We start from the raw sequence: 21574 nt of genomic DNA, 5'->3' as shown, positions 1-21574 counted from the left end.
GTATATATAAAATAAATATTTAATACTATTTAGTCAGTAAGATCATCATAAAAAAACTTAAATAAAAAATGATTTTATTTACTTTAATGAACAGCTTTGAAATGGAGTGGATTCTCTCAAATAAAAATGGCACATACAGTGCATCAACAGTTTCAATGGCAAATACCAGAACATATCATGGCATTTATGTAAAGGCAATAAATGAAAACTATGATAGAATAAATTACCTAAATAAGTTCTTTGAGGTATTAAGAATAAACAATGAGCTTTATAATCTGGACACAAATTTTTATGATGTTGTTTATCCTGATGGCTATAAATTCCTTGAGTCATTCAATGATTATGGTTATCTTGAATTTATATACAAGATAAGGTCATCGATAATATATAAAAGGATGTTTCTTGATGATTATGATACACTGATAATAGAATACGATTCAAACGGCGTTGATGAATTTCTATTGTATCCTTTAATATCTTTTAGAAGATCCTATTTGACATTGAATCATAACAATTTTAATGTAAGCATTAATAAATACTATGAATTCTCATCAGGTGATTATTATTTTAATATCGATATTCCAGGTGATTATATTGAGGAAAATAAATGGTATTATAATTTTAATTACCCTGTTGATATGGAGCGCGGCTCCAATTATATAGAAAATCTATTTCTGCCAGGTCATTTCTCGGTAAAGATGAATAAATTTACTGTAAGGATCTTTACAGACAGGCCATCAGACACATCAATAAAAAAAATCAAGAAAAAACAGGGTATTGCAGCAAAAGCCTCAAAGTTTATTGTTAAAAACAACATACTTGCAGGATTTTACTGGTTCGGCCCATGGGGGCGTGATACATTTATATCAATGCCAGGAATCCTTCTAACCCAGAGGAGGTTCAACGATGCAAGGAACATACTTATTGAGTATTCAAACAGGATAAAGAACGGCATGGTTCCAAGGATATTTACTCCAGACTATGAATCAGGAGATACAGGTCTTTGGTTCATATATGCATTTTATAAATATTATAATTACACAATGGACAACTCAATACTTGAATTTATGTATAAAAAGATGGTTGATATTGTTAATTCATATATAAACGGGAACGACCTCTATTATTTAGATAACTATCTTGTAACAATGAAAAGGCCAAAGCTAACATGGATGGATGCCCAGACCGGAGACAAAATATTCACGCCAAGAACTGGAAAGCCTGTGGAGATAAATGCGCTCTGGTACAATGCATTAAGATCAATGTCATATTTTTCTGAACTGCTGCATATAAAGAATGATTATGATGGCATTGCCGAGATGGTATCAAGGGAATTTAAAAAAACTTTTATATCAAAACACTTTATAATGGACACGGATAACGATCCAAGTGTAAGGCCAAACATGATCTTTTCCTTTTCATTACCATATAATATACTTGATAACTTTAATGATTACAAGGAAACAATAGATGATGAGCTTTTAACACCATACGGCCTGAGATCACTGTCAAAATATGATAGGAATTATCATGGATTTTATACAGGTGATCAATATTCAAGGGATTCTGCATACCATAATGGTGCCATATGGACCTGGCTTGTGGGGCCATACATCACAGCCTCTGTTAGATCAGGTCATGACAGAAAGGAACTATACAATTACTTTAAAAATCTTTACAGTTTATACATGATACCGGAACTCTTCGACGATACGTTAAAACCAAAGGGCTGTGTGATGCAGGCCTGGAGTTACGGTGAACTTTTAAGGGCCTACCATGAGGATCTGGTGGGTCAATGAAGGTCTCAGTAATAGGATGGGAACTGCCACCTGCATTTGCCGGTGGCCTTGGAATACATACAATAAACCTCTACTCAATACTGTCAAATATTATCGATATAGATCTATACGTACCATACTCAAAAAAGCTCCTTGATGTTTATCCATTCAACGTTAAAAAGGTTGGATTTTACAATTATAAATCCTATTATGATTTCTCCTCCATGAGGTTTAATACTTTTATGGACGAGATCATGTACTATAACTCCAGGGTCATAGAGGATTTCGATCCGGAAAATGTTGATTTGATACATGCCCATGACTGGATTACGTATCCTGCCGGTATTTACCTAAAGAAAAAATATAATATACCATTAATAGTGACAGTGCACAGCACAGAGTTTGACAGATCAGGAAATTTTTTCCCACAAAAATCGATAATGGATATAGAGAGCTCCGGTATAAAGAATGCCGATAGGGTAATAGCGGTTTCCAATTTAACCAAAAAAACAATAGTGCAAAATTACAATGCAAATCCTTGGAAAATAGATGTTATATACAATGGAATAGACGATTCATTTCTAAAGAATCCTGTTAGATCATATGAGAAAACAAATATAATACTATACTTTGGAAGAATAACAACACAGAAGGGGCCAAAATTCTTTCTTGAGGCTGCTTACAAGTCATTAAAAATAAATAATAATATAAAATTTGTGATGGCCGGTACCGGCGACCAGCTTGATGAGATGATTAAACTATCAAAGTCATATGGTATATATGATAATTTCTATTTTCCAGGTTTTGTGCCCGAGGAGCTTGCCATGTGGTATTACAGAAATGCTGATGCATTTATACTGCCTGCTGTTTCAGAGCCCTTTGGCATGTCTGTCATAGAGGCAATGAGTGCCGGAACACCTGTAATCATAAGCAGGACAACCGGTGTTGGTGAATCGCTTTTAAACGTTTTAACTGCCGATTTCTGGGATACCGATTTAATATCAGATTACATTTTAAACCTTGTTGATTACAGGTCATTGAGAACGGTCCTCGGAACAAATGGCCAGATGGAGGCAAAGCTCTTTACCTGGAATAAAACGGCAATGAAAACACTGGAGGTTTACAGATCATTATGTCGCATGGTGTAATATTCTATTTTGAGGTGCATCAGCCATTTAGGCTGAGGCCGTACAGAATAAGCGAGATCGGTTACAACCACGATTACTTCTGGGACGAGAAAAATAGGGAGATCTTTGAGAGGGCATCCATGAAATGCTACAGACCGATGACGACGTTTTTGAATGAGCATGAAATAAAATCAAACCTTTCAATAACAGGAACATTTATAGAGCAGGCCCTGAAATATGATCCAGAATTAATAGATATAATAAAAGGTTATGTATCATCAGGAAACTGCGAGTTAATCGATGAAACATACTATCACAGCCTTGTATCGTTATATGATTACGATGAATTTAAAGAGGAAGTAAAGGAGCATAACAACATTATAAAAAAACTGTTCAACTATGAACCAAAAACATTTAGAAATACCGAGTTAATATATAATGATGATGTATCATACATTGTAAGGGATCTTGGGTATAAAACAATTTTAACCGAGGGTTTTTACCCATTAATAGAAAGATACAATCCGAATTACATATATAAAAGTGTTTCAGGTTTAAATCTACTTTTAAGGAATTTTATGATGAGCGATGATATATCATTTAGATTTTCCAATAGATCCTGGCCAGAGTACCCATTAACGGCGGATAAATTTGCATCATGGATAATAAAATCCCCTGGAGATGTAATAAACCTGTTCATGGACTATGAAACCTTTGGCGAGCATCAGAGTGCAGAAACAGGCATCTTTGACTTTATGAAATACTTAAAAAAATACATGGATTATAATAATATAGAAACCATGCTGATAAATGATGCGGTTTATAGATATGAAAAACATGATACAATAAGCATAAAAAACTATGTTTCATGGGCTGATAAAGAAAGAAATCTGAACCCGTGGCTCGGCAACGACATGCAAAGGGAGGCTTTTGAATATCTAAAATCATTAAAAAACAAAGGGGATATGAAGATCTGGAGGTATTTAAACACATCAGATCATTTGTATTACATGTCCACAGGCAGCCCTGAGGATCAGGAGGTTCACAATTACTTTAATCCATATAAATCGCCTTACATTGCATTCATGAATTTTATGTCTGTTCTCAGGGACTTTTCCAATAATTTTTAACATTATAAAATTAACATTTTTTATTAATAAAAGATCAGCGAGCGCTTATAAACGATAGAAAAATGCTATAAATGCATGAATATAAAAGTAATTATGTTATGTCCTTTATATAATGGCAATACCATAAAAACATGGCAATTATCAAATTATTCTATACATTAAATTAAAAATAATTATATTTTTATATAAATCAAAGATCACATTTTCCTGTTGGGCATGCAGGATCGAACGTTGATGATAATTTTACATATTTATCAGGCAGCTTCGTGTAAAGCTCTATTGTTTCATTCTTCTCCTTTTTTTCTTCCTTTTTTGTATCAGTTCCTGCATAGAGTACCTGCTGCGTCTTGCTCCTGTCCCTGTAAACTGTTATTCCCTTGCAATGAAGATCCTTGGCCAGCCTGTATGATCTTGCTATATCATCTGGTGTGGCCTCATATGGAAGATTTATTGTCTTTGAAACACCAGAATCACAGTATCTCTGGAATGTCGCCTGCATAAGGACGTGCCAGTCGGGATCTATTTCCTGTGCGGTGACAAATACCCTTTTTATATCATCCGGCAGATCAATATCCCTAAGGTTTCCAGTTCTTGCAACCTTCTCCATTAAATCATCAGAGTAAAGGTTGCGTTTTCTGAGCTCGTTTTCGAACAATGGATTTATCTCTATTAATTCCTGGCCGTTTAATACATGCCTTACAAAAGCTATTGCAAATAATGGCTCTATTGAGGATGAGCATCCGGCTATTATTGATATGGTTCCTGTTGGTGCTATTGTTGTTGTCGTAGAGTTTCTCATCTTTATGTTTTGTTTCTCCCAGTCTGATCCGTACCATCCTGGAAAGACACCGCGCTCCTCGGCAAGCCTCTGTGATTCAAGGTGTGATTCATCATTTAGGAATTTCATGATGCGCTCTCCAATTTCAAGGGCCTCGTTGCTATTATATGGTATACCGAGCATTATTAACATGTCTGCAAAGCCCATCAGTCCAAGGCCTATCTTCCTTGTCTTTCTGGTCATCTCCTTTATTTTATCCACAGGAAACTTATTTGCATCGACAACGTTATCAAGGAAGCGTGTTGCTATGTCTATTGTTTCCTTATAACCGTCAAAGTCAAATTTGCCATCAACGACAAACTTTGAAAGATTTATTGATCCGAGATTGCATGATTCGTATGGCATAAGTGGCTGCTCACCACACGGATTCGTTGATTCTATGTATCCTATGTTTTTCACAGGATTCTTTTTGTTTATTTCATCCAGAAAGATCATTCCTGGATCTCCTGTCTTCCATGCCTGGTTTATTATTGTGTTCCATATCGTGCTGGCCTTTATTCTGTTAACAACCTTGCCATCTCTTGGATTCTTAAGCTCTATATAATCATCGTTGTCAAGTTTTTCAAAGAATTCGTCTTCAACTGCAACAGATATGTTAAAATTGCTTAAGACCTTGTTCTCGGAATCCTTGCTGGTTATAAAGTCCATTATATCAGGGTGGTCATATCTAAGTATGCCCATGTTTGCACCGCGTCTCTTGCCACCCTGCTTTATAACGTCTGTTGTTACATCAAAGATCCTCATAAAAGATAGCGGGCCTGAGGCAACACCTTTTGTTGACGCAACTATATCGTCCTTTGCCCTTAGTCTTGAGAATGAGAATCCGGTTCCACCACCGGATTTGTGTATCTCGGCAGTGTATTTAAGTGCATCAAATATTGAATCTATGCTGTCATCAACAGGTAAAACAAAGCATGCTGATAGCTGTCCCAGCGGACCACCGGCATTCATTAATGTTGGTGAGTTTGGTACGAACTTAAGATTAGACATTACATCCTCGAACTTCTCTATGTATTCATTTATATGATTCCTCTTTGTTTTTATAAAGTCCAGGAAGTCTTCAAAGGAGCCTGTTAACTCACCCTCAGCTTTTAATTCATCAAAGGCCCTTTTTAGCTCATCGATCTGCGTCCTTGTCAGTGATGTGTAAACGGTTCCATTTTGATATATTTCATTGTATTTCTGATACCTTCTGTAATCGTAAAGTCCCTCTATTATTGCAAGATGAACTGCAACCCTGTGAAACATCTGCCTTGGTGTCTCTATAATCTTTCCATCCTGATCCTTAAAAAGATATCTTGCCTCAAGAACCTTTATCGCATTTAACGTTAATTTTAAATCATCCTTTACGCCAATGAGCTCCTTTTCCTCTCTTATTGTTTTTCTCTTCTCTCTGTATATTATATAAGATTTGGCAACAGCTGTAAAATCCCTGTTGTTGATCTTTTTTGTCATCAAAACCTTTTCAACGGTATCCTGTATTCTTTCCACTGTTGGTTCCTCATCGGACTTTAACAGCTCATCTATAACGGCGTCCGTTAGTTTTGAGGCATCCTCCATGCTTCCGAATTTAACGGAAAGCATTGCCTTGTATATGGCCATTGTAATCTTTTCCTTATCAAAAGGCACCCTGCTTCCGTCCCTTTTAATAACGTATTCAATGTTTTTTAACATCTTTGAACCCTCTGGTGAATTATAACAATGCTATACAAGATATAAAGATTTTTTTGATTTGGATTCTTAAGACCTTAGGATAAATATATGGTTAAAATATAGATAAAACATTTCTATATATTATTTAATAATTTAAATAAAATTCTATTATAATTATACATTAAATCAATCATTTAAATATATTAAAAGATCTCCTGGATAATATTAAATAGGCTGCGAGATTAATATAACAATAAAATTATATCATGGAAACAAAAAATAAATGGCATCTCAATTGAAACTTTTTATAAAATTTTATTAAATAGCAAATATATATATTTTCAAAAACCATTATTGAACAATTTCAAAATGATAAATATCATAAATAGTGAACATAACAAATTATGTTTGTTAAGCATGGTGATCTAAATGCCTGATAAAGAAGTTAAAATTGTTGAGGCCGTGCCAAATTTCAGCGAGGGCAGGGATATAAGCAAAATAGAAAAAATAATCGATTCAATAAAAAACATTGAAGGTGTAAAGATTCTTGATTTAAACGTTGATCCACAGCATAACAGATCGGTTATAACATTTACATGTGGTATTGAAAGGATTATAGAGGCTGGCCTATCAATGATAAAAACTGCCGCATCATTAATAGATATGGAGAAACATAGTGGTCTGCATCCAAGGTTTGGTGCAACTGATGTTTTTCCAATTATTCCAATAACAGCATCAATGGATGATTGCATAATAGCATCAAGGAACCTTGGTAGACTTGTTGGATCAGAATTAAATATCCCTGTATACATGTATTCAGAATCTGCCATGGTGCCGGAACGCCGGAATCTGGAAAACATAAGGAATAAAAACGTTCAGTATGAGGAACTAAAAGAGCTTATAAAGACTGATAAATACAGACCTGATTTCGGGCCGGATAGACTTGGCAGTGCCGGTGCGGTTATTATTGGTGCAAGGCCAGCCCTAATTGCATACAATATTTACATAAGCACAGATGATATAAAAATAGGCAGAAGGATAGCATCCGCACTGAGAGGCAGGGATGGTGGTTTAAACACACTGAAAACCCTGGCCTTTTATATAGAGGCAAGGAAGATGGTTCAGATCTCAATGAACATTACAGATTATAAAAAGACCAGCATATATAAAATATTCGAGCTGCTCTCCATTGAATGCAGGAGATATAATGTTTATCCTGTTGAATCCGAGCTTATTGGTTTAATGCCAATGGACGCATTGATAGATGTCTTTAATTATTACATGAAATCAAATATTACAAGGGATAAGATTTTAGAATATAAGATATTTACATAAATATGGATTTTGAGGATTACATAAACAGTTTAAAAAGTGATAGCCCTGCACCAGGTGGCGGCTCTGCGGCAGCCCTCGTTGCAATTGAATCTTCGGCGTTAAATATAATGGTTTCAAGGTTCAGTATGAAGAAAAGGTTTAAAGGTATAGAACCAGAGATTAAAAGAATCATCGAAAGATCGGAATTATATATAAATGATCTTTACAATCTTAGAATAGAGGATGAAAAAACATTTTTGAATATAATGAACGATATAAAAATGGGTGTAAGAAACAGCGAGAACATAATAAAAAACCTGAGGGTCTCATGGCATTTAATTTACATCTCAATGAAGAACATGGAGAACTCAATATTTCTTGCTAAATACGGCAACAAAAATTTAATAAGCGATGCATTATCATCATTTTACTTTTCATTTGCCGCGGCAAAAACCTCATTTTATAATATAAAAGAGAATATAAAAGCCATGGACAATAGCTTTGAAGAGGATCTTAAATTACTGGTTATTAAAGATATTATAAATGATCTTAAATTGCAGATGTGCTTAATAGAAAAGAATTTAAAATGAATTTTAAATAATCATATTTTATAATCATATATGAAGAATATATCAGAGATTATTAACATACCAGAAGACTACTATGATCTTTATGGCAGGTACATCGCAAAGATCAACTTAAACGTACTTGATTATTTAAAAAATAAAAGATACGGTAAATTGATACTTGTCACCGCCATGACACCAACGCCGGCTGGCGAGGGTAAGACCACAACTGCAATAGGCCTTGGAAATGCATTAAAGCTTCTTGGAAAGAATGCAGGAATAGCCATAAGAGAGCCATCCCTTGGCCCGTGCTTTGGTGTTAAGGGTGGTGCAACTGGTGGTGGAAAATCCACTGTGGAGCCATCAAATAAGATAAATTTGATGTTTACCGGTGATTTCCCTGCAGTTTCTGCGGCACACAACCTTTTATCGGCTGTAATAAACAATCACATGTACCATGGCAATGAATTAAAACTAGATCCAAAGAATATAGTGTTTCCAAGGACCATAGACATGGACGACAGATCATTAAGGAGCATAATAGTTGGTTCCGGTGATAGGAGTACCGGGGTTATGATGAATGATAAATATGTTATAACAGCGGCATCAGAGGTAATGGCAATACTGGCCCTATCCAGGAATTATAATGAACTTAAGCAAAGACTTGGAAACATCATGATAGGATATAATTTAAATAAGGCACCAATATTTGCAAGGGATTTAAAAGTTCATGGCGCAATGGCATCGCTCCTTGTTGATGCATTAAGACCAAATATTGCGCAGACATCAGAGCATGTACCGGCAATAATACACACCGGGCCATTCGGCAACATTGCCCATGGCACATCAAGCATTCTTGGAGATATAATAGGTTTAAAAATGTTTGATTACCTTGTAACCGAGGCAGGTTTCGGCTCAGATCTGGGATTTGAAAAATTCATAGACATTGTTTTAAGGTTATCAGATTTTAAATTATCGGCAGTGGTTCTGGTCGCAACTGTACGTGCAATGAGGTACCACGGTGGTGGAAGAATCAACGAGCCCGATGTTAATGCCGTTCTTAGGGGCTCTGAGAATTTAATGTGGCACGTTCAGAATATAAAAAAGTTTGGTTTTAATCCTGTTGTGGCAATAAACAGGCATTCAAACGATACGGATGCAGAGATAAATGCCATTTCAAATATATTAACAAAGAATGGCATAGAGTTCTCGATCTCGGATGCATACAGTGATGGTGGCCATGGCGCAGTAGACCTTGCCGAGAAGGTTCTAAAGAGCATATCTGATTATAATCCAAGGTATATTTATGGAATAAACGATGATCCTGAGGAGAAGATATCAAAAATAGCAATGAATGTCTACAATGCCGATTCCGTCGAATTTTCAGGTGATGCGGCTAAGACCATGAAATTGATAAAGGATGATTTCAGCGATCTCTATGTATGCATGGCCAAGACCCAGTCATCAATAAGCGACAATGCAAAGCTTATAAACGTGCCAGAAGGATTTACAGTTAAAATAAACGGTATAAACATAAATTCAGGCTCAGGATTTATAATACCGCTGCTTGGGAATATAATGACAATGCCCGGTCTTCCAAGAAGGCCAGCCTCAGAAAACATTGATATAGATGATTATGGCAACATCACCGGCCTTCAATAAGATTATTAATAAATTAATAATACAAATTTAATGGAAAATACATTGATAATCGCAAATCCTGGCACAGGAAAGACAATGACAATAGCTGAAAGTGTTGCGGGATTGATATTTAATGGTGAGGACCCATCAAGTATACTATGCATAACATTTACCAACCGGGCCGTTGATGAGATGAGGAGCAGAATAGAATCAATGCTCAAAAAGATGAATATAAAAATAAACATAATGGATTTAAATATAACAACATTTCACAGCTATGCATATAATTACATAAAGGATTTCATAGAAAATAGAAATATAGTATCAAACCATTACACAAGGTATCTTATACTTAAGGCTCTTGAAGAGTCAAACGCTTTTAACTATTCCATGGATTATATAATAGAAAATCTTGTTCCAAAGCTTGAAAACGCAATAAGATTTGTAAAAAATTTCGGCATAGGCATTAACGAGATAAAAACACATCTTGATAAAATAAGGGAAAACCTTGTATATTATTATAATAAAAAAAGGATAGGCAATATAACACTGGAAGAGGAAATAAAGATGCTTGATTATTTTATTTACGTTTACAATTACTATGAGGAAAACAAAAACGGTATTGATTATACCGATATTTTAAACATTTTTCTGAAACATTTTAATAATAAAATTTACAAATACGTCTTTGTGGATGAGCTGCAGGACGTTAACATTCTTGAATATAAAATTGCATTATTATCAGGAGATAAAATCTTCGCGGTTGGTGATAGAAAACAATCCATATTTGGCTTCCAGGGCGGTTCATTGAAGATCTTTTCAGATATAATAAAAAGCGATGATTTTGATAAAAGATTGCTATCAAAGAATTATCGCAGTGTTAATAGTATATTAAAATACGCTGGGGCTTACATGTCAGGTATAGATTTATACAGGGAGGAATTAAATAATTTCTCAAGTGATAAGGGCGATGGTGATTTGATAGACATCATTGAAACAGAGGATTATTCATCAATAATTGACATAATAAAGGATCTTGATGGAACTATAGGTATAATAGTAAGAACAAATGAGCAGCTCTTCTCAGTTTCAAGGATTCTTGATGATGCCGGCATTAAATACAGCTGTGACGGCATATCATTTCAGGCCGGTGAGGCAAAAAGAGAGATTATAACCTTTTTAAAGGGCATCTTTTATGATGACCCGGAGTATATAATAAAGGCGCTTTTTACGATATACGGTAGCAGTAACCTAAAGGAGGCCTTTTATATATCAGAAAAGTACAGGGAGAACCCCGAAAGCTTTAACATATATGATTTTTCAAACACAACAATTAAATTAAGAACGGATTTAACATTTTCAGGCATTGAGAAAATATTTAGAGATCATATAATACCGGTGTCATTAAGGCATGGAGCCGATTACTACCATGCAGCCCTGTCAATATTCAAATCATTAAAGGATTTTTTTACACTTGATGAAATGCCCACAAGAAAGGATTTTTTCGATTATTTATCATTATGTGATGTTTCATCCGGCACAAGTAATGGCGGAAACATTTACATAACAACGGTGCACAGCGCAAAGGGGCTTTCATACGATAATGTTATATACATACCCGAGAAAAAAAGGACATATGATAAATTCATCGACGTAATATCATTTTCAATAGTTAAGGCATGCACAGATTACGATGTTTCAGAGGATCTTGAACTCGAGGATATAAGAATAGACTTTGTGGCATTTACCAGGGCAAGGTACCGTTTATTTATTCTATGCAATCCTGGGTACTCATCAATGTATTTTATAGATGGCCTCTGCAGGCTCAGATCCATTAATAATCATAATGAAATAAATGTATTGGGCAGGGAATCATGGCTCAGATCTTTAATATACGATTATTTCAATAAAAAGAATATACTTTCCTACTCGCTTGTAAAATACACTGAAAGGCCATTTGAGTTTTTAAAATATTTCATATTAAATCTTAATTTTTCAAGTCCTGCTGCCGAGTATGGTTTAAATGCACACACAATAGCGGAGCTAATGTACAGGGATGAAATAGAATACAACGATCTAAACATTAATGATAAAACAATATATAAAAACGTCCAGGCAATAAAAAACGAGCTTGAAAAACTTAATCTGAGACAGGTTGACGCTGAAAAATCCATTATAATAAATATTAATGATATGTTCGATGATTTAAATTACGATTTAAAGTTCTATGGAAAGATAGATGCAATATTTTCATCAGGATCCAGATACCTTATAATAGATTATAAAACGGACAAAAACAGGAACAATGCAAATGAGCACATGGTGCAGCTGGCTGCATATAAAATGCTCTTTGGCAGGGCATATAATATTTCAGAGGATTTAATAGATACTGCAATAGCATACATAGCCCTTCGTGGAAACATAAACACCGGAAAGGTTGACAGGGCAATAATGTATAAAAATCCAGGCGATAAAAATATAATAAAATTAAAATCATATATAAACAATTTCATAGATTACAAAAATGACCCTGAAAAATTTATAGAACGGCTTTACAGTGAAAAATCAAAAGAACCATTATTTAAGGCTGTTTTAAATGAATTAACATAAATTATTTAAAGATATTTTAAAAAATAATAAATAAGTTAAAAAAATACCTAAATAATGTCTATAATATTTATAATCATTAAGTTTCTCACGATAGTCATAGGATCAATAATAGCAGGATTTATAGGATCATTAACCGGTCTTGGCGGCGGCACCGTTCTTGTTCCTGTTCTAACATTGTTCTATGGAATACCAATAATATTTGCAACAGGCGCAAGTTTAATATCAACGATAGCAACCAGTGCAGGTTCTGCAAGCGCATACACAAGGCAGAAGATAGCAAACATAAAGATAGGCATAGGCCTTGAAATAGCAACCACTATTGGTGCAATTGTCGGCTCCGTAACGGCCGTTTATATATATGATCATAAACTGGACTGGATTGTTTATGTTATTTTTGGCATAGTTTTATTATTCTCGTTGATACCAACGATAAGAAGGATAGGCTCCGAGGAGCCAATAAAAATGAAACCTGACTGGACCACAAGGCTTTTTCAATTAACAGGAAAATACTATGATTCAAGGCTTCAGAAGGAGATAAGCTATCAGGGCGTTAGATGGTACCTTGCAGAGATCATAATGTTCTTTGCAGGTGTTATTTCAGGATTGCTCGGCATAGGCTCCGGTGCGTTAAAGGTTCTTGGCATGGACTGGGCACTGAACCTGCCAATGAAGGTTACAACAACAACAAGCAACTTCATGATAGGCATAACGGCAGCAACCGGAAGTTCAATTTACTGGTATGCAGGATACATCGAGCCATTCATAGCAGCAGCAACAGCCATAGGTGTTCTTGTCGGCTCATTCCTCGGTGCCAAGGTTCTTGTCAGAATAACTAACAGAAACGTACGCTGGGTGTTTTTTGCGATACTATCATTTCTTGGCATAGAGATGATCCTTAAGGGATTTTACACGGTTAAATTTTCAATATTTGCGCTGATACCATTGAACGTGCAATTTTACATATCAATAGCAATTGCAATAATATTAATATCTGTGCTCTATTTAAATCAGCAGCACAAGGTCAATGGTAATTTATCAGTGAGGGGATTTAAATGAAAAACCATGATGATGAGGTTGTTATAAGTTATTTCCTGCGCGGTGGTGTAATATTAAGCATTTCATTCATCCTGCTTGGTGTTATAATAATATTTTTAAGAAATGGCGGTGATGGATTTACATTATCACAGCTTGCAAACTATGGCTATGCATATTCACACCATATTGATTCAAAGTCCATACCCCTTGGAGATATATTCCATGGAATAGGTCTTATAGATGGAATATACTTTATAACGCTTGGCCTATGGATCCTGATATTTACGCCAATAACCGTTGTTATCATAGGCTGGATATCATTCTTTCAGGACAAAAATTATCTATATGTTGCAATGGCATCAATAGTTCTCTTTGATTTATTCTTTGCAATGCTGGTGATACCAAAATACGTTATATAAAATTATAAAAATTTAATTCAGGCTTGATAATACCTCTTCTATCTTTTTGTAATCAGGCTCCCTGCCAGGATCCTCGCTTACCCATTTGTATCTTACGGTTCCATCCCTGTCAAGAACAAAGACGGATCTCTTTGATGCCTGCAGATTCTTTATATTCAGGAATGAATTGTACAAAACATCGTATTTTCTTGATATCTCCCTTGTTGAATCGCTTATTAAATCAAATTTTAAATTGTTCTGTTTTGCAAACTCTGCAAGCGAGAATGGGGCATCAACGCTTATTCCAAGTACAGTTGCATTCAGTTTATTGAAATTTGCCATGGAATCTCTAAAAGTGCACATCTCCTTCGTGCATACGGATGTAAATGCCCCAGGAAAGAATGCAAGGACAACATTTTTGCCCTTAAAATCTGACAGCCTTACCATCTTTAGATTCATGTCTGGTGCCTCAAAATCAGGCGCCTTTTCATTTTCGTTTACCATAATATGGTATATCGTTTCCGTATAAAAATATCATCTATATGAAATTTATAGTTAAATATATTAAAAATAAGAAAAAACAAAAAAATTTAAACATAATAAAAACATAACAATTATTATGAAGGCAATGGTACTAGAAAAGGTAGGAAAAGTGGAGGAAAATCCATTAAAATACAAGGACGTTGATATAAAGAAGCCAGAGGGTTTTGAAATTTTGATAAAAAACCTTGCCTGTGGTGTATGCCATTCAAATCTGCATATGATAGAGGGGGACTGGGTTCAGTACGGTCTTCCTGGAAAATCAAATATAATTCCGGGCCACGAGATAATCGGCCGCGTTGAGGAGCTTGGCGATAATGTTACAGATTTAAAGAAGGGTGATATAGTCGGTCTTCAGCCACTTTACAGTGCATGTGGAAAGTGTGAGTACTGTTTATCCGGCAGGGAGCATCTATGCCCATATGGTAAATGGACTGGTGAAACCGTTGATGGCGGCTATGCAGAATACATGATAGCCGATTCAAGGTACGTTAATAAGGTTCCATCAAACATAGACCCGGTTAATGCACCATTATTCTGCCCGGGTGTTACAGCATATACTGCGGTAAAAAAAGCAGAACTATCGCCAGACAAGACCGTTTACATAGTTGGAATAGGCGGTGTCGGTCACATAGCACTGCAGATAGCAAAGCTTTACGGTTCAAGGGTTGTTGCTGTAACAACATCAAAGAACCATGAGGATCTTGCATATAAGATGGGCGCCGATGATGTTGTAATCATGGACCGCAACTATGAAAATGCCGACATGCTCGCAAAGACTGCAGATGCTGCAATAATCTTTGCGCCTGCCGATGCTGCAATAAAGAACTCAATAAAGTTTGTAAAGGACGGCGGTGTTGTTGTTCAGGGAGTTCGTGGCAACCAGGGTGAGTTTGATTTTACAAGGGAGTTAAAAATTAAGGGATCAAAGATCGGCACAAGGCAGGATATGAACGAGGTATTAAAGCTTGCAGCAGATGGTAAAATAAAGGTCGAATCGAAAACATATAAACTGGAGGAGGCAAATGAGGCTTTAAAGGCCTTAAAGCATGGCGAGGTAAACGGCAGGGCCGTTCTTAAGATGTATTAATCTCTTTTATTTTTTATTTAACCCAAATTTTATATATTACACTGTGTAAAACATAAAAAATTTTAAATTATTGTTTATACCGAAATATGAGGGGCATTTTTGTATTTGCCATAATAATAATTATGTGCATGCCTGCTCTAAGCCTTCACGATTCACATGCCGGCAGTCCATATGTATCAATAGTAAATAAAAATGAAAATGATATCATTAAATGTAATAATAATTCAATTACATTTATGACAAAATGCCAAAAACCATCATATTTAAGGTTTGACTATCCATCTGGCAATTATACAGAATATTCATTTGGCATATCATGGAATAACTGCTATGATTATGGCAGAACAGAGAATTCGATCCTGCTTTCAGAAAACAATGAAACATTATTAAATATATCATACGGTCCATATCTCTGCTACAACACATTAATATGCAATTCAGATTATGCTTCAATAAACCTGTCAGAAATGAATCATATCTATTATTTTAAAATATTTATTTCAAACAATTCAAAACATGTATATCTTGCATTTAATAATGATGTATATAACATTCAATTAAAAAAGATATATACAGGCAACCTTTCAATAATGTTTGGCGGGCAGTACTCGGATCAAACGATATACAATTATAAATCCATACCGTATAATATATTTAATAATAGCTTAAATGACTATAAATGCATCTCATTTAATGTGGATAAAAATATTGAAAACGCCTTTCTTGCAAGGTCATTGAACACTGTTTTTTATATAAACAATAAAAGTTTAATTGCATATAACTATTATAATAAAAGTTATTATGGTAAATTAAATAATGTATCTGGCAGTTTATTCTATCAGGACTCAGGGAACATAACCCTGTTTTTAATAAAAAATAACATCTCAATGGTAACGATATCAAAAACAAATGCAGCCTTTAAAATAAGGTATTTTAAAAATAATGGATATATATACGCATACCGTGATTCAAACAATATTATATTTATAAATAAAACAGCCATATATTATAATGAAAATATAATAAATATAAACGGCACCGTCATAGGAGCGTACCATGATAAGTCATTGTTTATTATATACAAATCAAGAGGCTCCATTTATCTATCAAAATTTTTAAATAATGAGATCGTTAATATTTATTATATAAACGTCTCAAAATCAACAATAGAATATATAAACGACGGAAGTGCACTCTGGCCGTTAATATCATCCAATGGAATATACATAAACATGCTTCCAAAAATGCCATACATTTCAGTCAGCCCACTGATTTTATATAATGGCACATCATTTTTTTACAATTCATATCTTTATTCAAGTTCCGGCAAAACGAAGATTTATAAAAATATATCAATTGATGGGGGCGCGATTCTATCATTTAAAAACAGCACATTTTATATATATTATAAGAATGATTATCTATCTGCATATCATCCAGAGATAGATAATATAACCGTAAAAAAATATTTTGATTACAATTTAATATACTTAAACGTATCATCATACCTTCCTTATAGATCAGTTTTAAGCTTTAATTCAAGATCATTTAATATAAATAAATTTATGAAATTAAATCTTAGCAATGTGGGCCAGGGTATATACAATGCCTTTATAAATGTAACAAATACCGCAGGTTATACCTGTGAAAGATCATTAAAGATCTATTCATTGAAGTATCCCGGTATCTATGTTTATCCAGAGAACAATTCATATGTTATATACAATCAGACGGTAAGGTTCTATGTTTCTGAGTTTAATTTAAAATACATTAATGTTAAATACAGAAATGTAAACTTAACCTTTAATGGAAATTCAAGCTTTAATCTATCCCTTGGCAATTACACTGGAAATATTACATTGAGATTTACAACACTGGATAAATATAATTTACTTTATTACAAAAATGTAACATACCATGTAATGGCAATTCCGGTGATGAAAACAAACATAAAAAATAATGAATACTTTAATTCAGGTAAAATAAACATCACATGGAATAAAATAAAAAATGCAACATCATATATTGTTAAAATAAATAATAATACGTATAAAACATTCAATGATTATATAAATGTATCACTGAAAAATGGATTGTACAATGTATCATTTTACATAATTTTAAGAGGAAATATTACGGTTAAAGGCCCTGAATATGATATAACTGTGATAACATACAAACCAGGAATAATATATCATGTAAATACAGACAATCTATCATTCTATGGCAATTCAGATAACAATACAATGAACATCTCAATAAAGGTGAACATGCCTGCAGAGTTAAATGCATCAATTATTTTTAATAATAAAACAATTTTTACATACAATTCTAAAAATTTTACAAATAGCTATTATATAAATATAACAGGTAATTCTGGAAATTTTCATGGAAACGGGATTTATATTTTGATATTAAATTTATCAGGAATAAATGGCCTAAAATCAAAATATACATATTATTTCTACGTTAATAATTCAATACCCAAAGTTTATAAAAATTGCACATATTATATTAATAAACCATACCTTAACATAAGCCTAAATAAAGATTATAAATATTATATAAACAATGAATACTTCAATGGCTCAATACATTTAACATTAAGTAACAAAATTTATGAATTCAATGTAAAGTATTATTCAAAAACAGGTAATTACAACTCATTTCATATTATTGTATATTATTTTACTGAAACGCCAATTATTACGGTTTACCATAGAATTTCAAACAACACACTGTACATGAGGATATACACACATTATCCGGTAAAACCATATAAATTAATAATAGATTACATGAATAAAACAAGAATTATAGTCAATCCTGGTAGATACACATATTTTAATATAACATTTAATAAAAACGGTCTTTACAGGATAAACATAACAGCAGAGTCATTGTTTAAAACGGAATCGAGAGTTGAAATCAATGCAGGCATAAATTACTTTATTAAAATATACAAATACAGTATAGATTATAACAATGGCATTTTGAGTTTAATTCTTAATGGCATAAATACAAAAAACGTTTCTATTTCATGGTTCTTAAATGGAAAATACATTGGTTCCGGCAGCATTATAAAATATAAAATGCCGTTGGGTTACAACAACATTACAGCAAGGTTAAGCTTTGACGGCAAAACAGTTTATTATACAAGATACATTATTGTTACAGGGTCTCCGGTTTATTACATTTTAATAATATTAATCATCCTGGCATCTTTTATTGCATATTATAAATTAAGATACAAAAATAAAAATATAGGCGATTTTATAAATTCAATGAATGGAAAACCGCTCTCCGTTATATATAAAACATGCAGAAGGCACAGCATATCAAGGCATGCATTAAAAAAGGAGATCAAAAATTTGAGATTAAATGGCATTATAGAAATTGAAGAGGATATGGATGGCAAAAAGTACCTGGTTATTAAAACTCAAAAATAAGTAGTTACTAAAATATTTTATATTATTTTGCGATATACCTTCATGGAATATGTTAGTTATCATGGAAATCCTGTAAAATTCATGAGAAGAATAACCATACTCTCATCAATGGGTATAGTTATGGATGGTTATACATTAACCGTTTTTTCATATGCCCTTTTATATTTAATACCGGAGATGCATCTATCCAGCTATGAGATCTCAATAATGGGTATATCATCAATAATGGGTGTCTTTGTTGGAAGTGTAATATTTGGCCATCTTGCAGATAAATATGGCAGAAAATCAATATACTTATACGATTTAATATTTGTTTCCATATTTATCTTCATAACAGGATTTTCTGTAAATTACATAGAGTTTTCAATTTTCCAGTTTCTGGCCGGAATAGGCATAGGTGCGGATTATCCTGTGAGCTCATCAATACAGGCTGAATATTCACCGCAGGAAAAACGTGGCAAATACCTTGTCTTTAATATATTTTCATTCTCCATAGGCTCTTTAATATTTTTAATAGTTGCAATACCCCTTGTGCTTTTCACCGGCCCATATGCATGGCGCTATATGTATATTATAGGTGCTGTTTTTCCATTAATAGTTCTCTTCTCAAGGAACAGTCTTGAGGAGACGCCGTACTGGCTGAAGGAAAAATTCGGTGACAATGCACTTAAAAACCTCGACAAAAAAATAGAGAGCGAAACCGGTTTCCATTTCATGGGCATTCCGGAGCTGGAAAAGGGTAAAAGTAAATTATCCGATATATTCAGCAAAAAATACATATTAATGACAATCTTTGTTTCAATAGCATGGTTCTCATATGATGTTGTCAGCTATGGTATATGGACATATTCACCTTTAATATTCTCAACGCAGATAAGCTCTGTTTACACCAATTTATACGTTGTTTTTTCAGGCATGGCAGAATCCGTTCCTGTTTTTATCGGCTTTATAATAGCCATATACTATGTTGAGCGCATCGGCAGGAGGCCGCTTTTAATAATTGGCTTTTTGGGCTCATTGATAGTTCTGATATCATTCTTTTTTATAAATGAATTTATATCAATAACGTTTTTATTCACATTCAGCGCCTTCGGACTGGTTCACTTCTTCCATAATATAGGACCAAGCCCAATGACGTATGATTATCCTGTTGAAATATTTCCGACAAGAATAAGGGCAAGTGCCATGGGCTTTTCAACATCATTTTCAAGGCTCGGATCAATACTTGCCGTATTTTCATTTCCATTTATCGATGCGCTGTTTGGTCTTAAGGCAATAGTAATATACTTTGCAGCCTTTGAATTCATAGGTCTGATTATAACTCTTTTGCTTGCGCCTGAGACAAAAAATACACCATTAAAATAAAATTATTTTTATCATTTTAAGAATGGCGCAACAATCAATGGGAGTATAACCGTGGCGTCGCCATATATGTTAACAAACCTTGCATCCTCCCTGACCTTCTTCCAGGATATGGCCTCCTCAAGCTTTGCACCGGATAAAGAACCATCATATTCCTGTGCCGTTGTTATATACACCGCCTGGTTAAGGCCATCCCTGAACTGGTTCCACCATATTGTGTGATGCTTTGAAATACCGCCGCCGATCATTATTGCACCGGTCTTCTTTGCATCGAAGATTATATCAGACAATTTGTGCTCATCCTCTAAAAGATTTATTCTAAAGTCCCTGTTCATTTCATAGAATGACCATAGCTGTGAGCCAACGGAGCCGTCAGTCATACCGGGTATAAAAACCGGTATCCTGTTTTTATATGCATTGTAGATTATCGATGATTCATTGTTTATCCTCTTTCCAAGCTCCCATATAAGCTCATATCCTGACCATTCCTTCTTTTCCTTGTAAAGTTCATCAAGAATGGGCATGACCTTTTCCTCTATTATTGAACCGTAGCTTTCATCAGGTACAAAGACGTTGCCAAGCCTGTTTATGCCAAGATCCCTGAGCATGGCATCACTGAAATTGAATGTACCTGCGTAATAATCTCTATAGGTTCTAGCTATATCGTGATCAAGTGTGCCGTTTGTTGTTATAATAACATCAACAAGCTTCCTTTTTACAAGCTCATTTATTATGCCCCTGGTACCAGTAGATATAATGTCTGCCGGGAAGGACAAAAATGTTGTTTCATCATCATTAAACATTTCCTTTATTATCTCATAGCCCTCATAAATCTTTTTTGCAGTGAAACCGCCACTCCTTCCAAACATGCCTATTAGCTCTGAAATTGTTGTTTCTGATTTTATTGATATATCCTTTACAGGTTCCTTAAGAAGTTCATTTCTGTCCATTGTACCTTTATATATAAATAATATAAATATTTGTAGAAGTCTTTTGTAGAAGATTTTCTACAATTACTTTTAAACGCCCGTTTTAAATTTTGT

15 protein-coding genes are annotated in these 21574 nt (G+C 34.1%); 12 read left to right on the top strand and 3 right to left on the bottom strand.

Annotation, left to right across the window (positions count from 1 at the left end):
• Positions 1 to 86 precede the first annotated feature (86 nt).
• From B8780_RS05070 to B8780_RS05060, 3 genes are read left to right on the top strand one after another with little or no spacing between them, the layout of a single operon-like run.
• Positions 87 to 1799 (top strand): amylo-alpha-1,6-glucosidase, encoded by a 1713-nt coding sequence (locus tag B8780_RS05070; RefSeq protein WP_161939680.1) that lies wholly within the window; start codon positions 87 to 89, stop codon positions 1797 to 1799.
• Entirely contained in the window at positions 1796 to 2926 is a 1131-nt protein-coding gene (locus tag B8780_RS05065; RefSeq protein WP_084272878.1) for a glycosyltransferase family 4 protein, read from the top strand. Before B8780_RS05070 ends, B8780_RS05065 begins: the two co-directional genes overlap by 4 nt.
• Positions 2911 to 4035 (top strand): glycoside hydrolase family 57 protein, encoded by a 1125-nt coding sequence (locus B8780_RS05060; RefSeq protein ID WP_084272877.1) that lies wholly within the window; start codon positions 2911 to 2913, stop codon positions 4033 to 4035. Before B8780_RS05065 ends, B8780_RS05060 begins: the two co-directional genes overlap by 16 nt.
• A 190-nt stretch (positions 4036 to 4225) precedes the next feature.
• Here B8780_RS05060 and B8780_RS05055 read toward each other — a convergent pair whose 3' ends face one another.
• The gene (locus B8780_RS05055) at positions 4226 to 6547 is read right to left on the bottom strand and encodes an adenosylcobalamin-dependent ribonucleoside-diphosphate reductase (protein WP_084272876.1); all 2322 of its coding nucleotides are present in this window, start codon (positions 6545 to 6547) and stop codon (positions 4226 to 4228) included.
• A 408-nt stretch (positions 6548 to 6955) separates the two neighbouring features.
• On the opposite strand from B8780_RS05055, the gene ftcD reads away from it, so the two are divergent.
• Genes ftcD through B8780_RS05025 form a run of 6 tightly spaced genes read left to right on the top strand, consistent with a single transcriptional unit; the run spans position 6956 to position 14111 of the window.
• A complete protein-coding gene (gene ftcD / locus B8780_RS05050; RefSeq protein WP_084272875.1) occupies positions 6956 to 7861 on the top strand; it encodes a glutamate formimidoyltransferase in 906 nt (301 codons plus the stop codon).
• A gap of 2 nt (positions 7862 to 7863) precedes the next feature.
• The gene (locus B8780_RS05045) at positions 7864 to 8430 is read left to right on the top strand and encodes a cyclodeaminase/cyclohydrolase family protein (protein WP_084272874.1); all 567 of its coding nucleotides are present in this window, start codon (positions 7864 to 7866) and stop codon (positions 8428 to 8430) included.
• A 30-nt stretch (positions 8431 to 8460) separates the two neighbouring features.
• Positions 8461 to 10068, top strand: coding sequence for a formate--tetrahydrofolate ligase (locus B8780_RS05040; protein WP_084272873.1), 1608 nt, complete (start codon positions 8461 to 8463; stop codon positions 10066 to 10068).
• A gap of 30 nt (positions 10069 to 10098) precedes the next feature.
• Complete coding sequence (locus B8780_RS05035) at positions 10099 to 12657, top strand: ATP-dependent DNA helicase (protein ID WP_084272872.1); 2559 nt, start codon at positions 10099 to 10101, stop codon at positions 12655 to 12657.
• A gap of 54 nt (positions 12658 to 12711) precedes the next feature.
• Positions 12712 to 13713 (top strand): sulfite exporter TauE/SafE family protein, encoded by a 1002-nt coding sequence (locus B8780_RS05030; RefSeq protein ID WP_084272871.1) that lies wholly within the window; start codon positions 12712 to 12714, stop codon positions 13711 to 13713.
• A complete protein-coding gene (locus B8780_RS05025; RefSeq protein ID WP_084272870.1) occupies positions 13710 to 14111 on the top strand; it encodes a DUF1634 domain-containing protein in 402 nt (133 codons plus the stop codon). Before B8780_RS05030 ends, B8780_RS05025 begins: the two co-directional genes overlap by 4 nt.
• A gap of 12 nt (positions 14112 to 14123) precedes the next feature.
• Here the strand turns inward: B8780_RS05025 and B8780_RS05020 are convergent, their stop codons facing one another.
• Positions 14124 to 14594 (bottom strand): peroxiredoxin, encoded by a 471-nt coding sequence (locus B8780_RS05020; RefSeq protein ID WP_084272869.1) that lies wholly within the window; start codon positions 14592 to 14594, stop codon positions 14124 to 14126.
• 115 nt (positions 14595 to 14709) lie between these two features.
• On the opposite strand from B8780_RS05020, the gene B8780_RS05015 reads away from it, so the two are divergent.
• From B8780_RS05015 to B8780_RS05005, 3 genes are all read left to right on the top strand, one after another.
• A complete protein-coding gene (locus B8780_RS05015) occupies positions 14710 to 15720 on the top strand; it encodes a zinc-dependent alcohol dehydrogenase family protein (RefSeq protein ID WP_011178050.1) in 1011 nt (336 codons plus the stop codon).
• A gap of 128 nt (positions 15721 to 15848) precedes the next feature.
• Positions 15849 to 19169, top strand: coding sequence for a hypothetical protein (locus B8780_RS05010; protein ID WP_153274221.1), 3321 nt, complete (start codon positions 15849 to 15851; stop codon positions 19167 to 19169).
• A gap of 42 nt (positions 19170 to 19211) precedes the next feature.
• Positions 19212 to 20534: an MFS transporter gene (locus B8780_RS05005; protein WP_084272867.1), complete on the top strand. Its 1323-nt coding sequence runs from the start codon at positions 19212 to 19214 to the stop codon at positions 20532 to 20534.
• A gap of 11 nt (positions 20535 to 20545) precedes the next feature.
• Here the strand turns inward: B8780_RS05005 and B8780_RS05000 are convergent, their stop codons facing one another.
• Positions 20546 to 21481 carry a deoxyhypusine synthase gene (locus B8780_RS05000; RefSeq protein ID WP_011178053.1) on the bottom strand — a complete coding sequence of 312 codons (936 nt, stop codon included), beginning with the start codon at positions 21479 to 21481 and terminating at the stop codon, positions 20546 to 20548.
• Positions 21482 to 21574: the final 93 nt, after the last annotated feature.

The organism is Picrophilus oshimae DSM 9789 (assembly GCF_900176435.1).
GTDB classification, from domain to species: domain Archaea; phylum Thermoplasmatota; class Thermoplasmata; order Thermoplasmatales; family Thermoplasmataceae; genus Picrophilus; species Picrophilus oshimae.
Note: the sequence above shows the minus strand (reverse complement) of the source record. Positions and strands in the feature narration are given on the sequence as shown.

What these genes read in the sequence shown, in the direction of transcription:
- B8780_RS05070 (WP_161939680.1), top strand. Translation starts at nt 87, where the DNA reads ATGAACAGCTTTGAAATGGAGTGGATTCTCTCAAATAAAAATGGCACA.
- B8780_RS05065 (WP_084272878.1), top strand. Translation starts at nt 1,796, where the DNA reads ATGAAGGTCTCAGTAATAGGATGGGAACTGCCACCTGCATTTGCCGGT.
- B8780_RS05060 (WP_084272877.1), top strand. Translation starts at nt 2,911, where the DNA reads ATGTCGCATGGTGTAATATTCTATTTTGAGGTGCATCAGCCATTTAGG.
- B8780_RS05055 (WP_084272876.1), bottom strand. Translation starts at nt 6,547, where the DNA reads ATGTTAAAAAACATTGAATACGTTATTAAAAGGGACGGAAGCAGGGTG.
- ftcD (WP_084272875.1), top strand. Translation starts at nt 6,956, where the DNA reads ATGCCTGATAAAGAAGTTAAAATTGTTGAGGCCGTGCCAAATTTCAGC.
- B8780_RS05045 (WP_084272874.1), top strand. Translation starts at nt 7,864, where the DNA reads ATGGATTTTGAGGATTACATAAACAGTTTAAAAAGTGATAGCCCTGCA.
- B8780_RS05040 (WP_084272873.1), top strand. Translation starts at nt 8,461, where the DNA reads ATGAAGAATATATCAGAGATTATTAACATACCAGAAGACTACTATGAT.
- B8780_RS05035 (WP_084272872.1), top strand. Translation starts at nt 10,099, where the DNA reads ATGGAAAATACATTGATAATCGCAAATCCTGGCACAGGAAAGACAATG.
- B8780_RS05030 (WP_084272871.1), top strand. Translation starts at nt 12,712, where the DNA reads ATGTCTATAATATTTATAATCATTAAGTTTCTCACGATAGTCATAGGA.
- B8780_RS05025 (WP_084272870.1), top strand. Translation starts at nt 13,710, where the DNA reads ATGAAAAACCATGATGATGAGGTTGTTATAAGTTATTTCCTGCGCGGT.
- B8780_RS05020 (WP_084272869.1), bottom strand. Translation starts at nt 14,594, where the DNA reads ATGGTAAACGAAAATGAAAAGGCGCCTGATTTTGAGGCACCAGACATG.
- B8780_RS05015 (WP_011178050.1), top strand. Translation starts at nt 14,710, where the DNA reads ATGAAGGCAATGGTACTAGAAAAGGTAGGAAAAGTGGAGGAAAATCCA.
- B8780_RS05010 (WP_153274221.1), top strand. Translation starts at nt 15,849, where the DNA reads ATGCCTGCTCTAAGCCTTCACGATTCACATGCCGGCAGTCCATATGTA.
- B8780_RS05005 (WP_084272867.1), top strand. Translation starts at nt 19,212, where the DNA reads ATGGAATATGTTAGTTATCATGGAAATCCTGTAAAATTCATGAGAAGA.
- B8780_RS05000 (WP_011178053.1), bottom strand. Translation starts at nt 21,481, where the DNA reads ATGGACAGAAATGAACTTCTTAAGGAACCTGTAAAGGATATATCAATA.